Below are 14,823 nucleotides of genomic sequence, written 5' to 3' on the forward strand. Positions count from 1 at the left end.
CTGAGTAGAGGTACTCAAATCGGCGCCCCGCCCCTGAGGGCTCAGCCCGGCCAGTACGTCCTGCCCCATGCCGTCGGCCCCGGCTGGGGCAGGCGGTGGGCTGCGATGCGGGACGGATCGGACCAGGAGTCGCGGGGGGCCGGTGCGCCGGGCGGGGTGTCTGCCGCCGCCGCGGCGCGGGCCCTGACCACCGCCAGTGCGGCGGCCAGCTCCTCCGGGGTCGGGTTGCCCCGTACGACCTTGATCGTCATGTGGGCCCTCCTGGGCTCGCTGCGGGCTAGAGGGGGATGTTGCCGTGCTTCTTCGGAGGCAGGGATTCCCGCTTCGTGCGCAGTTGACGCAGACCCCGTACGACATGGCAACGGGTGTCGGACGGCATGATCACCGCGTCGACGTAGCCGCGCTCGGCCGCGACATAGGGGTTGAGCAGGGCGTCCTCGTACTCCTGGATCAGCCGGGCCCGGACCGCCTCGAGATCCTCGCCGCCCGCCTCCGCCTCGGCGATGGTGCGGCGGTGCAGGATGTTGACCGCGCCCTGGGCGCCCATGACGGCGATCTGGGCGGTGGGCCAGGCGAGGTTGAGGTCGGCGCCCAGGTGCTTGGAGCCCATGACGTCGTAGGCGCCGCCGAAGGCCTTGCGCGTGATGATCGTGATGAGCGGGACGGTGGCCTCGGCGTAGGCGTAGATCAGCTTGGCGCCGCGGCGGATGATGCCGTCGTGCTCCTGGTCGACGCCGGGCAGGAAGCCGGGGACGTCCACGAAGGTGATGACCGGGACGTTGAAGGCGTCGCAGGTCCGCACGAAGCGGGCCGCCTTCTCGGAGGCGGTGATGTCGAGGCAGCCGGCGAACTGCATCGGCTGGTTGGCGACGATGCCGACGGGGTGGCCCTCGACCCGGCCGAAGCCGGTGACGATGTTCGGCGCGTACAGTGGCTGCGTCTCGAAGAACTCGGCGTCGTCCAGGACGTGCTCGATCACCGCGTGCATGTCGTACGGCTGATTCGCGCTGTCCGGGACGATGACGTCCAGCTCGCGGTCCTCGTCGGTGATGTCGAGGTCGGCCTCCTCCGCGAAGACCGGCGGCTCGGAGAGGTTGTTGGACGGCAGGTACGACAGCAGCTGCTTGACGTACTCGATGGCGTCCTTCTCGTCCCCGGCCATGTGGTGGGCCACGCCCGAAGTCGCGTTGTGGGTGCGGGCTCCGCCCAGCTCCTCGAAGCCGACGTCCTCACCGGTGACCGTCTTGATGACGTCGGGGCCGGTGATGAACATGTGCGAGGTCTGGTCGACCATGACCGTGAAGTCGGTGATGGCCGGGGAGTAGACGGCGCCGCCGGCGCAGGGGCCCACGACCAGGCTGATCTGCGGGATCACGCCGGAGGCGTGGGTGTTGCGGCGGAAGATCTCGCCGTAGGCGCCGAGCGAGGCGACGCCCTCCTGGATCCTGGCCCCGCCGGAGTCGTTGATGCCGATGACCGGGCAACCGGTCTTCAGGGCGAAGTCCATGACCTTGACGATCTTCTGGCCGTAGACCTCGCCGAGCGCCCCGCCGAAGACCGTGAAGTCCTGCGAGAAGACGGCGACGGGGCGGCCGTCGACGGTGCCGTACCCGGTGACGACGCCGTCGCCGTACGGGCGGTTCTTGTCCAGTTGGAAGTTGGTGGACCGGTGCCGGGCGAACTCGTCCAGCTCGACGAAGGAGGCTTCGTCCAGGAGGAGTTCGATCCGCTCACGGGCCGTCAGCTTGCCCTTGGCGTGTTGCTTCTCGACGGCGCGTGCGGAGCCGGCGTGCGTCGCTTCCTCGATACGGCGCTGGAGATCCGCGAGCTTGCCCGCGGTCGTGTGGATGTCGGGCTGCTGCAGCTCTTCCGGCTCGGACATCGGGATGCGGCTCCCTGCCTGCTCAAAAGGGGGACGGTTACTCATCCGTAGAGTAGTGCGGTGCCCTCGGGTCGGCAGTGCGGCGTTTACCACACCTAGTCTGGCTTGCATGACGCCGCGAGATGCAGCAGAGCCGCAAGAGCCGAACGGCAGCCGTTGGTCGGATCTGGACCGTCCGCCCCTCAATGTCACCGCCCTGCGCCGGGGGCTGGTGCGTGAGGGAGGGCTGTGGTCCGAGGTGGACGTGGTGCAGCGCACCGGCTCCACCAACTCCGACCTCGTGGCCCGGGCGGCGAAGGGGGAGGCCGTCGAGGGGGCGGTGCTCGTCGCCGAGGAGCAGACGGCCGGGCGCGGGCGCCTGGACCGGCAGTGGACGGCGCCGCCGCGGTCGGGCCTGTTCTTCTCCGTGCTGCTCACGCCGAGCGAGGTGCCGGTGGCGCGGTGGGGGTGGCTGCCGCTGCTCACGGGTGTGGCGGTGGCTACGGGGCTGTCCCGGGCGGCGGGAGTCGACACGGCCCTGAAGTGGCCGAACGACGTGCTGGTCACGGTGCGGGGCGAGGAACGCAAGGCCGGGGGAATCCTCGCCGAGCGGGCCGGTGACGACGGGGTCGTGATCGGGGTCGGCGTCAATGTCTCGCTGAAGGAGAACGAGCTGCCGGTGCCTACGGCGGGGTCGGTGGGGCTGGCCGGGGCAGTGAGCACGGATCGGGATCCGCTGCTGCGGGGCGTGCTCCGTTCCCTGGAGGAGTGGTACGGGAAGTGGCGGGCGGCCGGGGGTGACCCGGAGGCGAGCGGGCTGCAGAAGGCGTATGCGGCGTCGTGCGCGACGCTCGGGCGGACCGTGCGGGCGGAGTTGCCGGGGGATCGGGGCGTGGTGGGGGAGGCCGTGGCCTTGGATGGGGACGGGCGGTTGGTGCTGGCTACGGAGGACGGCGTGCAGGAGCCGGTGGGGGCGGGGGACATCGTGCATCTGAGGCCGGTCTGAGGCCGGGGTGGGGTGGGTGCGCGTGCCCGCAGCTGAGCCGGACCGACCTCGCAGCCCGTCCGGCGATTGAGGACGAGGCCGTTCAGGCCGATCGGGGGTCCAGGGGGCGGAGCCCCCTGGGGACGGTTGGGCAGCTCCGAGTGCCGAGGGAAACGCCGGGCACCCACCCCCGGCTGGACCTGACGGAGTGAGCTGGCGCACACCTGCCGTAGAGTTGAGGCCGGTCGATACATGACCGTGACAGATCGGAAGGGCAGCACGCGTGACCGTCGAAGACCCGGATTCCGGCACGGACGCGCAGGGCGCCGACCCCGGCGAGGACCCGCTCGCCCTGCGCCTCGAAGGGCTCATTCTGGGGGCCGAGCGCCGGTACACCCCGTTTCAGGCGGCCCGCAGCGCCGGTGTCTCCATGGAGCTGGCCTCCCGATTCTGGCGGGCGATGGGCTTCGCGGACATCGGGCAGGCCAAGGCCCTCACCGAGGCGGACGTACTCGCCCTGCGGCGTCTCGCCGGTCTCGTCGAGGCGGGGCTGCTGAGCGAGGCGATGGCCGTACAGGTGGCCCGGTCCACCGGGCAGACCACCGCACGGCTCGCCGAGTGGCAGATCGACTCGTTCCTGGAGGGGCTGACCGAGCCGCCCGAGCCGGGCATGACCCGTACCGAGGTGACGTACCCGATCGTCGAGCTGCTCCTGCCCGAGCTGCAGGAATTCCTCGTCTACGTCTGGCGGCGTCAGCTCGCCGCCTCGGCCGGGCGGGTCGTGCAGGCCGCCGACGACGAGGAGATGGTCGACCGGCGCCTCGCCGTCGGCTTCGCGGACCTGGTCGGCTTCACCCGGCTCACCCGCCGGATGGAGGAGGAGGAGCTCGGCGAGCTGGTCGAGGCCTTCGAGACGACGGCCGCCGACCTGGTGGCGGCGAACGGCGGACGGCTGATCAAGACCCTCGGCGACGAGGTGCTGTACGCCGCCGACGACGCGGGCATCGCCGCCGAGATCGCCCTGCGGCTGATCGAGACCATGGCGCACGACGAGACGATGCCGGAGCTGCGCGTCGGCATGGCGTTCGGCACCGTGACCACCCGAATGGGTGATGTCTTCGGTACGACCGTGAACCTGGCCTCCCGGCTCACCTCGATAGCTCCGAAGGACGCCGTCCTCGTCGACACCGCCTTCGCTGAGGAGCTGATCCGCACGCAGGACGCCCCGTCCTCCGAGGCCGAGGCGGTCGAGGAGGCCGCGGCGGCGGAGAAGGAGGGCGAGGAGCCTCCGGCCTACCGGTTCGCGCTGCAGCCGATGTGGCAGCGGCCCGTGCGTGGGCTGGGCGTCGTGGAACCGTGGCTCCTCACGCGGCGGGACCTGGGCTGACAGGGCGCTCAGCCCCGGCGGCCCGGTGCGTCCACGCACACGCCGATGACCGGCACGCACAGGCCGGGGCCGTCGTCCGGTTTCCCCGGGCCCTCGGGCCCCGGCGCCGGGGAGGGCGTCGTCCGGCTCGGTGGAGCGGGCGCCTCCGGGGCGGGGCGTGGGGCGTTGCCCTGGGTGGCCGGTCCCGGTGCCGGTGCGTTCGGTGTGTCGGGGATGGTCGTGGGCCGGTGAGCGGCGGTCGTGGCGGCTCCTCGGGTGTCGGCCGGGGCGGACGGGGCCGGGCGAGCGCCCCTGGTGACCGGGGACGGGGTCAGGCCGCCCAGGGCCGTCGGTGACGAGGGGCTGACCTCGGGGGCGGCGGCCGGGATGGTCGCGGCGGTGTCGACGGCCTGATCCGAGTCCGTGCCGGTGGTGACCGGGTCGGGGCGGGGTTCGGCCTCCACGGTGCCGATGCCGTCGGGGCTCGGGACGGAGGCCAGGCGTACGAGGCCCAGCGTTCCGGCGGCCAGGGCGAGGCCGCCGGCTGCGAGGAGGGCCTTGTGGGAGCGGGGCTTGCGGTGGCGGCCTCGTACGCGAGGGGTGAAGAGGCCGGTCTCCGTCACCCCGGTGTCCTGCTGTGGCCTCGTCGGCGTGTTCGTCCTCATCACGGTTCCTCCCCGCCGCGCACGCGCCCCCTGTGCGCCGTTGGCGGACGCACGCTATGCGCTCCCTTGGGCGGTCGGGATGGAATTGAGGTGATGTCACTCGAACGGGTGGCCGGGTGAGGGTGCGGGAACCGGCCGCGTCCGCTCTTTCGCGCGTGGGGTGCGGCTGCGATGATCGGGGCGATGGCTGTTAACCCGCGTTAACCGGAGGGTGTCATGAGTGAGGAACGGTTCGGGGAGTTCGTGCTGGTGCGGCGGCACGAGCAGGGGCGTGTCGCGGAGCTCGTCCTCGACCGGCCCAAGGCCATGAACGCCGTGTCCACGGAGATGGCGCGGTCCATCGCCGGGGCGTGTGCGGCGCTGGGGGAGGACCGGGATGTGCGGGTGGTCGTGCTGACCTCGACGCATGAGCGGGCGTTCTGCGTGGGGGCCGACCTGAAGGAGCGGAACTCGTTCAGCGACGCGGATCTGGTGCGACAGCGGCCGGTGACGCGTGGGGCGTACACCGGGGTGCTGGAGGTGCCGGTGCCGACGGTGGCGGCCGTGCACGGGTTCGCGCTGGGCGGCGGGTTCGAGCTGGCGCTCGCGTGTGACGTGATCGTGGCGGACCGTACGGCGGTGGTGGGGCTGCCGGAGGTGTCGGTGGGGGTGATTCCCGGGGGTGGGGGCACGCAGCTGCTGCCGCGTCGGGTGGGGGCGGCTCGGGCGGCTGAGCTGATCTTCTCGGCGCGGCGGGTGGAGGCCGTGGAGGCGGGCGGGTTGGGGTTGGTCGATCAGGTGGTGGAGGAGGGGCGGGACCGGGAGGCGGCGTTGGAGCTGGCCACTCGGATCGCGGGGAATTCGCCGGTGGGGTTGCGGGCGGCGAAGCGGGCGTTGCGGTTGGGGCAGGGGCTGGATCTGCGGGCGGGGCTCGAGGTGGAGGACGCGGCGTGGAGGGCCGTGGCGTTTTCCGGGGACCGGGCGGAGGGGGTTGCCGCGTTCAACGAGAGGCGGAAGCCGGAGTGGCCGGGGGAGTGATCTCGGAGTCCTGGCCCGACTGGAGATGCTCCCCGTTCGCGTCGTCGACAGAACGGATTGGCTGAAAAGTCCCTAGCCTGGAGTGATGGGTGAGGACAGACGGCTGCTGGCCGTCGTCGCGTTGGCTCAGGGGATGGCGGCCGCACACGGGTCGCGTGAGGCGTGGCGTGCGGCGGCCGCCGGGGCGTGCCGGGCGCTGGGCGGGAGCTTTGCCGCGCTGTCGGTGTGGGAGCGGGAGCTCGGACGGCTGAAAGTGCTCGTGAACGTGGGTGCGCTGGCCGACGGGGAGGAGGAGTTCCCCGAGGACGAGGCCTATCCGGTGCACCAGTTCGCGGAGATCACCGAGTTCCTGCACGAGCAGTGGGCGGCGGGGGGCGGGGAGCCCGACGCGTGGGTGGAGACCGCCGAGGGGCCCGCCGCCGGGCGGCGTCCCGGGTACTGCCATCAGCGCGTGGCCGCCCTGCGCCGCCGGGGCCGCGGCTGCTGCGTGGTCGCGCCGATCGTGCTGCACGGGCGGGCCTGGGGCGAGCTGTACGTCGCCCGGCCGGCCGGTGAGGCCGTCTTCGAGCGGGCCGACGCCGACTTCGCCACCGTCCTGGCCTCCGTCGTGGCCGCCGGCATCGCCCAGACCGAGCGGCTGGAGGAGGCCCGGCGCCTCGCGTTCACCGACGCGCTGACGGGGCTCGCCAACCGTCGTTCCGTGGACGTACGCCTGGAGCAGGCGATCGAGCGGCACCGCAGGGACGGTGCGGTCGTCAGCCTCGTGGTCTGCGATCTGAACGGGCTCAAGCAGGTCAACGACACCCATGGGCACGCCGTGGGCGACCGGCTCCTGGAGCGATTCGGCTCGGTGCTGTCGCTGTGCGGGGCCATGCTGCCGGGGGCGCTCGCGGCACGGCTCGGCGGGGACGAGTTCTGTCTGCTCGCCGTCGGGCCGCCCGCCGACCAGGTCGTGAAGGCGGCCGGCGAACTGTGCCGCCGGGCGTCCGAGTTGGAGCTCGGGGAGGGAGTGGCCTGCGGGGTCGCCTCCACCGAGGACCCGATCGGGCCCGTACGCTCCGCGCGGCGGCTGTTCCGGCTCGCGGACGCCGCCCAGTACCGGGCCAAGGCCGAGCGGGCGGCCCGGCCGGTGGTCGCGGGCCGGGCCGGGCCCGACGATCCCGTCATGCGGCTGGCGGACGAGCCGTCCCAGGGGGCCGACGGGGAGCGCCGGCGGTTCCGCGGGCGGCACGCGCCGTAGCCGTTCGGGGAGCGGCCCGGGGGTGTGACGCATCGGTAAGGGGTGAACCCCGCCCCCAGTGGTGACATCATCGAATTCACTGCGTACGCTCCTGAATATGGATATGCACACTGTGGTGGTGGGGACCTCCGGCGTGACCGCGTCCGACGTGCTCGCCGTGGCGCGTGCCGGTGCCCGCGTCGAGCTCTCCGAGGAGGCGGTGGCCGCCCTCGCCGCGGCCCGCGAGATCGTAGAGGCGCTGGCGGCCAAGCCGGACCCCGTGTACGGCGTGAGCACCGGCTTCGGGGCCCTGGCGACCCGGCACATCAGCCCGGAGCTGCGCGCACAGCTCCAGCGCAACATCGTCCGCTCGCACGCCGCCGGGATGGGGCCGAAGGTCGAGCGGGAGGTCGTACGCGCCCTGATGTTCCTGCGGCTGAAGACCGTCTGCTCCGGGCGTACCGGCGTACGGCCCGAGGTGGCGCAGACGATGGCCGACCTCCTCAACGCCGGTATCACCCCGGTCGTGCACGAGTACGGCTCCCTCGGATGCTCCGGCGACCTCGCACCGCTGTCCCACTGTGCGCTCGCGCTCATGGGGGAGGGCGACGCCGAGGGCCCCGACGGCGTCGTACGCCCGGCCGCCGAACTCCTCGCCGCGCACGGCATCCAGCCGGTCGAACTGCGCGAGAAGGAGGGCCTCGCCCTCCTCAACGGCACCGACGGCATGCTCGGCATGCTGGTGATGGCCCTGGCCGACCTGGACACGCTCTACCGGTCCGCCGACATCACGGCCGCCCTGTCGCTGGAGGCCCTGCTCGGCACCGACCGGGTCCTCGCCCCCGAGCTGCACGCCATCCGGCCGCACCCTGGGCAGGCCGCCAGCGCCGCCAACATGCTCGCCGTGCTGAAGGGTTCGGGCCTGACCGGGCACCACCAGGACGACGCCCCGCGGGTCCAGGACGCCTACTCGGTGCGCTGCGCCCCGCAGGTCGCCGGCGCCGGACGGGACACCATGGCGCACGCCCGGCTGGTCGCAGACCGCGAGCTGGCTTCGGCCGTGGACAACCCCGTCGTGCTGCCCGACGGGCGCGTGGAGTCCAACGGCAACTTCCACGGGGCGCCCGTCGCCTACGTCCTGGACTTCCTCGCCATCGCCGCCGCCGACCTCGGCTCCATTGCCGAGCGGCGCACCGACCGGTTGCTCGACAAGAACCGCAGCCACGGCCTGCCGCCGTTCCTGGCCGACGACGCCGGTGTGGACTCGGGCCTGATGATCGCTCAGTACACGCAGGCCGCGCTCGTGAGCGAGCTGAAGCGGCTCGCCGTACCGGCGTCCGCCGACTCGATCCCGTCCTCCGCGATGCAGGAGGACCATGTCTCGATGGGCTGGTCGGCGGCGCGCAAGCTGCGCACGGCCGTCGACAACCTCACCCGGGTCCTGGCCGTCGAGCTGTACGCCGCCACGCGCGCCGTCGAACTGCGCGAGGGCCTGACGCCGGCGCCCGCGACGCGGGCGGTCATCGACGCCGTACGGGAAGCGGGAGTTCAGGGTCCCGGGCCCGACCGGTTCCTGGCGCCCGACCTGGCCGCCGCGGACGCGTTCGTGCGCGACGGGCGGCTGCTCGCCGCCGTGGAGACGGTCACCGGGCCGCTCCAGTAGTACGACGCATGCGGCTGGTGCGACGCATGCGGCCGGGGCCTTGCCGGGGGGCAGGGCCCCGGGGCGGTCGCCCTTGCGCCAAGTGCGCTCAGAGGCCGAGGCGTTCCCGGCGGACCGAATAGGCGACGAAGCCCGCGCCCAGCATGAGGAACATCGTGCCGCCGGCCACGTAGGGCGTGCTGTCGAAGCTGCCCGTGTCGGCGAGGCGGGTGTCGGTGACGGAGTCGCCCGCGGTGGTGGCCGCGATCCGCGCCTGCTCTGTGACCTGCGGCGACGGGCTTGCCGAGACCGCGTCTCTCACCGGGGAGTCCGACGTCGCGTTGGCGGACGGGACGAACCACAGGGCGCCCAGCAGGGTCGCTGCGGCGGTGGTGGTCAGCAACGGGCGGCGAGCGGATGACACGGAATATCGATCCCCTTGTGGCACTGGCGAATTGGCCGTGTGGGGTGATGTTAGTAAAAGGCGCGGGTCACGGGAAAGTCACGGGAGGCCCCGGACGTACGCTCCCGCCATGAGCACTCCTGAGGCATCACGTTTTGTGCGGGTTCGGGTGGAACTCGTTCTGGAGGTCGACGACGCGGACGCGGTCACCAAGTCCGCGCTGCGAAGGATCGCCGACGCCGACGACGCCGAGTTGCCGGCGTCGGAACGGGTACACGCCGAGAGCGCTGTGACAGAAGACACCGCTGAGGCCCTCGCGTACCTGGTGGACCCGTTCGACCTGGTCAGCCAGGTCCCGGGGGTCGAACTCCAGCAGGCCTCCTGGAGCAGCGAGCGGATCGAGTACGACCCCGATTCGCCGGACTGGGACTACGACGAGGATGATGACGAAGACAACCTCGGCTGAGGCTGCTCGGGAAACAGTGACCCCGGGCGGGCAACCGCCGCCCGGGGTCTTCTCGTCTCAAGCGGCGGACGTGACGCACCTGGCGCATGGGGTGGACGCGGTTGACGTGGTGATCCCCACACTTGTGCGCCATGGGGAACCGGACGAACCGGTCGTAGCGTTGAAAGGTCTCGACGAGGACTCACGAGTCCGCGCGGGGGCACTTGGTCTTTGACGAGGACACACTCGGGGTCTTGGGGAAATCGGCAACGATGGAGAAGCGTGTGATAACGGTCAGTAAGCGGCGCAGGGGCCTGGCGGTCGCGTCCGCACTGCTCGGTGGAGTGCTGGCGCTCTCGGCCTGTACCGGCGGCGACGACAACGCCTCCGGGAGTGACGGCGGCGACAGCTCGCAGTCGAAGGTCGACGAGGCCGCGGCCAAGAAGACCTCCGCGGCCCAGATCAAGATCACCCCCGAGGACGGCTCCGACAACGCCTCCATCAACAACTCCGCCGCCGTCACCGTGAGCAAGGGCACGCTCACGGACGTCACGATGACGACGTCCGACGGCAAGGAGGTCAGCGGCGAGATATCCGCCGACAAGAAGAGCTGGAAGCCCAGCACCCAGCTGGAGCGCTCCACGAACTACAAGCTCGCCGCCGAGGCGAAGGACTCCGACGGCCGGGTCGCCCACGAGAACGCCTCCTTCACCACGGTCTCCCCGGCCAACAGCTTCATCGGCAACTTCACGCCGGACGACGGCACCACCGTGGGCGTCGGCATGCCGGTCTCGATCAACTTCGACAAGGCGATCACCAACAAGGCCGCCGTCCAGAAGGGCATCAAGGTCAGCACGACCGGCGGCCAGGAGGTCGCCTGCCACTGGTTCAACGCCAACCGCATGGACTGCCGCCCCGACGAGTACTGGAAGGAAGGCTCCACCGTCACGCTGAAGCTCGCGCTCGACGGTGTCGAGGGCGCCGACGGTGTCTACGGGGTCCAGCAGAAGACGGTCACCTTCAAGATCGGCCGCAACCAGGTCTCGTACGTCGACGCGAAGACCAAGCAGATGAAGATCACGCAGGACGGCAAGACCGTGCGGACCATCCCGATCTCCGCCGGCTCGCCCGAGAACAAGACCTACGAGGGCATCATGGTGATGTCCGAGAAGTTCAAGGAGACGCGCATGAACGGCGCGACCGTGGGCTTCACGGACGACGACGGCAAGGGCGAGTACGACATCAAGGACGTGCCGCACGCCATCCGTCTCTCCAGCTCCGGCACCTTCATCCACGGCAACTACTGGGGCGCGAAGTCCATCTTCGGCGGCGTGAACACCAGCCACGGCTGCGTCGGCCTCCAGGACGCGAAGGGCGCCGACGACCCGAAGACGCCGGGCGCGTGGTTCTACAACAACTCGATCCTCGGTGACGTGGTCGTCGTCCAGAACACCGGCGACAAGACGGTCGCGCCGGACAACGGCCTCAACGGCTGGAACATGAGCTGGGCCGACTGGAAGGCCGGTTCGGCGGTCTGACGGTCCGGCAGCGACACACGGACAAGCCGCCGCCCGCCCCGCACCTCGGGGCGGGCCGCGGCTTCTGTCTTTCTGCCGTTCTTCTCGCTCCTCCCGCTCTCCTGCGAAAAGCCCGGTAACCACGCGGCTCTGTAACGGAGTTCCAGCGGCCGTGTAACAGTCGGCCCGCGGATCTCTTACCTTCCTCTCATCTATTGAGTACCTGATCACCCCTCGCTCATACTGCGTATTCCGGGGGGTGTACGTGCATGCGTACGAGACCACCCCCGGCCGGGTGAACGGGGAATTCACCTGGTTCTTCTGCAAGGGGGAATCTTGCGCAGACAAGTGAAAAAGGCGTGCGCGGCCACGGTCGCCACAGCGGCAGCCGTGGCCCTGGCGGCGGGAATGACCAGCCCGGCGTCGGCGAACGGCGAGCAGACGGCCGCAGCCTCCAAGCCCACCTCGCTCACCGCCGAGCACCGCGTCACGCTGATCACCGGCGACCGGGTCGTCCTGGACGCCAAGGGGCGCGTCGTCGGCCTGGAGCGGGCCAAGGGACGGGAGGACATTCCCGTCCAGGTCCGCAAGCTCGACGGCCACACCCTCGTGATCCCCGCCGACGCGGCCCGCCTGGTCGCCACCGGCAAGCTCGACCAGCGGCTCTTCGACGTCACCGAACTCAACAAGTCCACGACCCGCAAGGCCCAGAAGAAGGGCCTGAAGGTCATCGTCGGCTACCGGGGCAGCGCCGCGGCCACCAAGGCCGACGTCCGCGACGCGGGCACGCTGAGCCACTCGCTGAAGTCCGTGAACGCGGACGCGGTGCAGACGCCCAAGGAAGACACGCCGGACCTGTGGGACGCGGTCACCAACGGCGACAGGACCGCCTCCGGCATCGCGCACGTCTGGCTCGACGGCGTCCGCAAGGCCAGCCTCGACAAGTCCGTCGCGCAGATCGGCACCCCCAAGGCGTGGGCGGCCGGCTACGACGGCAAGGGTGTGAAGATCGCCGTCCTGGACACCGGTGTCGACGCCACCCACGCCGACCTCAAGGGTCAGGTGATCGGCGCCAAGAACTTCACCACCTCGCCCGACACCACCGACAAGGTCGGCCACGGCACGCACGTCGCCTCGATCGCGGCGGGCACCGGCGCGAAGTCCGGCGGCAAGTACAAGGGCGTCGCGCCCGGCGCGAAGGTCCTCAACGGCAAGGTCCTCGACGACGGCGGCTTCGGCAGCGACTCCGAGGTCCTCGCCGGCATGGAGTGGGCCGCAGCCGAGGGCGCCGACGTCGTCAACATGAGCCTGGGCGGCGGCGACACGCCCGCGATCGACCCGCTGGAAGCGGCGGTGAACAAGCTGTCCGAGGAGAAGGGCATCCTGTTCGCCATCGCCGCCGGCAACGAGGGCGACGGCGAACAGACCATCGGCTCCCCGGGCAGCGCCGCGGCGGCCCTGACCGTCGGCGCGGTCGACGACAAGGACGTCCTGGCCGACTTCTCCAGCCGCGGCCCCGGCATGGACGGCGCTCTCAAGCCCGACGTGACCGCGCCCGGCGTGGACATCACCGCGGCCTCCGCCCCGGGCAACCAGATAGCCCAGGAGGTCGGCGAGAACCCGGCCGGGTACATGTCGATCTCCGGTACGTCGATGGCGACCCCGCATGTCGCGGGCGCGGCGGCGATCCTGAAGCAGCAGCACCCGACGTGGAAGCACGCCGAGCTGAAGGGCGCCCTCACCGGCTCCACCAAGGGCGGCAAGTACACCCCGTTCCAGCAGGGTTCCGGCCGTATCCAGGTCGACCAGGCCATCAAGCAGTCCGTGCTCGCCGAGCCGGGCTCGGTGAGCTTCGGCATCCAGCAGTGGCCGCACACCGACGACAAGCCGGTCACCAAGGAGCTGACGTACCGCAACCTCGGTACGAAGGACGTCACGCTGAAGCTGACGTCGACCGCCACCAACCCCAAGGGCCAGGCCGCCCCGGCCGGCTTCTTCAAGCTGGGTGCCACCTCGGTGACCGTCCCGGCCGGCGGCAAGGCCTCCGTCCCGTTCACGGTGAACACCAAGCTGGGCGGCACGGTCGACGGCGCGTACTCGGCGTATGTGACGGCGACGGGCGGCGGCCAGACCGTCCGCACGGCCGCCGCCGTGCAGCGCGAGGTCGAGTCGTACGACGTCACGCTGAAGTTCCTCGACCGTGACGGCAAGCCCGCCAAGAACTACAGCGCCGACCTGGCCGGTATCTCCGGCCTGGGCACCGGCAAGTTCTTCACGCCGCACGACGCGGACGGCACCGTGACCGCCCGTGTGCCCAGGGGCGGCTACGTCCTCAACACGAACATCTACGCGGGCGACGACCCGGAGAAGTTCGAGGGCGCCGACTGGCTGGCCCAGCCCAAGCTGAACGTCGCGAAGGGCACGACGATCACGCTGGACGCCCGCAAGGCCAAGCCGGTGAACATCACCGTGCCGGACGCCGCCGCCAAGCCGGAGTTCGCCTCGGCCGACTACACGGTGGATGCGGGGGACTCCAGCTTCGGCTTCGGCTGGTGGCTGGACTCGTACGCCGGCTTCCGCACCGCGCACGTCGGCCCGCAGATCACCGACGGTTCGGTGACCCAGCAGTGGGACGCCCACTGGAGCAAGGGCGACAAGGAGCAGTACAGCGTCACGGGCGGCGGTCCGGTCAAGCAGCTCGCCACCGGCTACACCAAGCACTACAAGGCGAGCGAGCTCGCCACGGTGAAGGCGGGCCTCGGTGCCGCGGCGAGCGGCAAGAAGGGCTCGATCGACGCGGTGGGCTGGCTGCCGTGGAGCAGCGGCGCCTCCTCGATCGGCTTCGAGCAGACCCTGCCGAGCACGCGGACGCTGCACCTGTCCACCCTGGGCGGTGTGAAGTGGGACTTCCGATTCGCTCAGAACGGCGGTGTCGACGCCGACGGCTTCCCGGTCTCCGAGGCCGGCTACTCGCTGGACGGCCAGAAGTTCACCGGCGGCAAGAGCTACTCGAAGACGTTCAACACCGCCGTCTTCGGGCCGCGCCTCAACGCCGACTTCGGTCTGTTCCGTGATGGCAACCAGATCAGCGGCTCCCTGCCGCTGTTCGCCGACGGCAAGGGCAACCCGGGCTCCTCGGTGTTCACCTCGGTGAACACGACCCTCTACCGCAACGGCACCAAGGTCGGCAGCAACGACGACCCGCTGTTCGGCGGTGAGGCGTTCAAGGTCCCGGCAGGCGACGCCGAGTACAAGCTGACGACGTCGGTCAAGCGCAGCGTCAAGGTCGCGGCGGCCTCCACCCGCATCGACGCCAGCTGGACGTTCCGCTCGAAGAAGACCACCGGCAGCAAGCAGTTGCCCGCCTCCACGGCCCGCTTCAACGCGGTCACGGGCCTGGACAGCAAGGTCCCGGCCGGTAAGACCGTCAAGATCCCGGTCACCGTCGAGGGCGCTGCCAAGGGCGGCAACCTGAAGTCGCTGTCGGTGTACGTGTCGTACGACTACGGCAAGACCTGGAAGAAGCTGACCGTGAAGGACGGCAAGGTCAGCGTCAAGAACCCGGCGAAGGGGAAGGCCATCTCCTTCCACGCCAAGATCGCCGACAAGAAGGGCAACAAGTCGACGATCTCGATCTACAACGCGTACTACGGCAAGTGAGTACCCGTTAGCGAACGGCCCGTCGGAAGCCTCGGTTTCCGGC

The 14,823-nt window shown here is 70.8% G+C and carries 12 protein-coding genes; 8 read left to right on the forward strand and 4 right to left on the reverse strand.

The genetic code is table 11. The features are described 5' to 3' along the window. Nucleotides 1-41: 41 nt before the first annotated feature. Both ACQEV8_RS28135 and ACQEV8_RS28140 read right to left on the reverse strand, forming a co-directional pair. Nucleotides 42-251, reverse strand: a complete 210-nt coding sequence (locus ACQEV8_RS28135; protein WP_432965610.1) for an acyl-CoA carboxylase epsilon subunit — start codon at nt 249-251, stop codon at nt 42-44. A 26-nt stretch (nt 252-277) separates the two neighbouring features. Next, a complete protein-coding gene (locus tag ACQEV8_RS28140; RefSeq protein ID WP_432965613.1) occupies nt 278-1,882 on the reverse strand; it encodes an acyl-CoA carboxylase subunit beta in 1,605 nt (534 codons plus the stop codon). 109 nt (nt 1,883-1,991) lie between these two features. On the opposite strand from ACQEV8_RS28140, the gene ACQEV8_RS28145 reads away from it, so the two are divergent. Next, the gene (locus ACQEV8_RS28145) at nt 1,992-2,867 is read left to right on the forward strand and encodes a biotin--[acetyl-CoA-carboxylase] ligase (RefSeq protein ID WP_432965616.1); all 876 of its coding nucleotides are present in this window, start codon (nt 1,992-1,994) and stop codon (nt 2,865-2,867) included. 262 nt (nt 2,868-3,129) lie between these two features. Next, the gene (locus tag ACQEV8_RS28150) at nt 3,130-4,233 is read left to right on the forward strand and encodes an adenylate/guanylate cyclase domain-containing protein (protein WP_432965619.1); all 1,104 of its coding nucleotides are present in this window, start codon (nt 3,130-3,132) and stop codon (nt 4,231-4,233) included. A gap of 8 nt (nt 4,234-4,241) precedes the next feature. Here ACQEV8_RS28150 and ACQEV8_RS28155 read toward each other — a convergent pair whose 3' ends face one another. Continuing rightward, nucleotides 4,242-4,877 (reverse strand): hypothetical protein, encoded by a 636-nt coding sequence (locus tag ACQEV8_RS28155; protein ID WP_432965622.1) that lies wholly within the window; start codon nt 4,875-4,877, stop codon nt 4,242-4,244. A gap of 216 nt (nt 4,878-5,093) precedes the next feature. Here ACQEV8_RS28155 and ACQEV8_RS28160 point away from each other — a divergent pair, with 216 nt between their 5' ends. The 3 genes from ACQEV8_RS28160 to hutH all read left to right on the forward strand — a co-directional run bounded on the left by ACQEV8_RS28160 (nt 5,094) and on the right by hutH (nt 8,776). After that, nucleotides 5,094-5,894, forward strand: coding sequence for an enoyl-CoA hydratase/isomerase family protein (locus tag ACQEV8_RS28160; protein WP_432965625.1), 801 nt, complete (start codon nt 5,094-5,096; stop codon nt 5,892-5,894). Nucleotides 5,895-5,979: 85 nt separating this feature from the next. Continuing rightward, entirely contained in the window at nt 5,980-7,134 is a 1,155-nt protein-coding gene (locus ACQEV8_RS28165; protein WP_432965628.1) for a diguanylate cyclase domain-containing protein, read from the forward strand. 103 nt (nt 7,135-7,237) lie between these two features. Beyond that, nucleotides 7,238-8,776 (forward strand): histidine ammonia-lyase, encoded by a 1,539-nt coding sequence (gene hutH, locus ACQEV8_RS28170; protein WP_432973053.1) that lies wholly within the window; start codon nt 7,238-7,240, stop codon nt 8,774-8,776. An 88-nt stretch (nt 8,777-8,864) separates the two neighbouring features. Here hutH and ACQEV8_RS28175 read toward each other — a convergent pair whose 3' ends face one another. Further along, complete coding sequence (locus ACQEV8_RS28175) at nt 8,865-9,179, reverse strand: hypothetical protein (RefSeq protein ID WP_189722908.1); 315 nt, start codon at nt 9,177-9,179, stop codon at nt 8,865-8,867. A gap of 109 nt (nt 9,180-9,288) precedes the next feature. Here ACQEV8_RS28175 and ACQEV8_RS28180 point away from each other — a divergent pair, with 109 nt between their 5' ends. The 3 genes from ACQEV8_RS28180 (at nt 9,289) to ACQEV8_RS28190 (ending at nt 14,780) form a co-directional block, all read left to right on the forward strand. Beyond that, on the forward strand, nt 9,289-9,624 hold the full coding sequence (locus tag ACQEV8_RS28180; RefSeq protein ID WP_432965632.1) for a hypothetical protein: 336 nt from the start codon (nt 9,289-9,291) through the stop codon (nt 9,622-9,624). 251 nt (nt 9,625-9,875) lie between these two features. Continuing rightward, nucleotides 9,876-11,141 (forward strand): L,D-transpeptidase, encoded by a 1,266-nt coding sequence (locus ACQEV8_RS28185; RefSeq protein ID WP_432965635.1) that lies wholly within the window; start codon nt 9,876-9,878, stop codon nt 11,139-11,141. Between the two features lie 327 nt (nt 11,142-11,468). Further along, on the forward strand, nt 11,469-14,780 hold the full coding sequence (locus ACQEV8_RS28190) for a S8 family peptidase (protein WP_432973056.1): 3,312 nt from the start codon (nt 11,469-11,471) through the stop codon (nt 14,778-14,780). Nucleotides 14,781-14,823 lie beyond the last annotated feature (43 nt).

It is taken from the genome of Streptomyces sp. CA-179760 (genome assembly GCF_050937045.1).
Classification (GTDB): domain Bacteria; phylum Actinomycetota; class Actinomycetes; order Streptomycetales; family Streptomycetaceae; genus Streptomyces.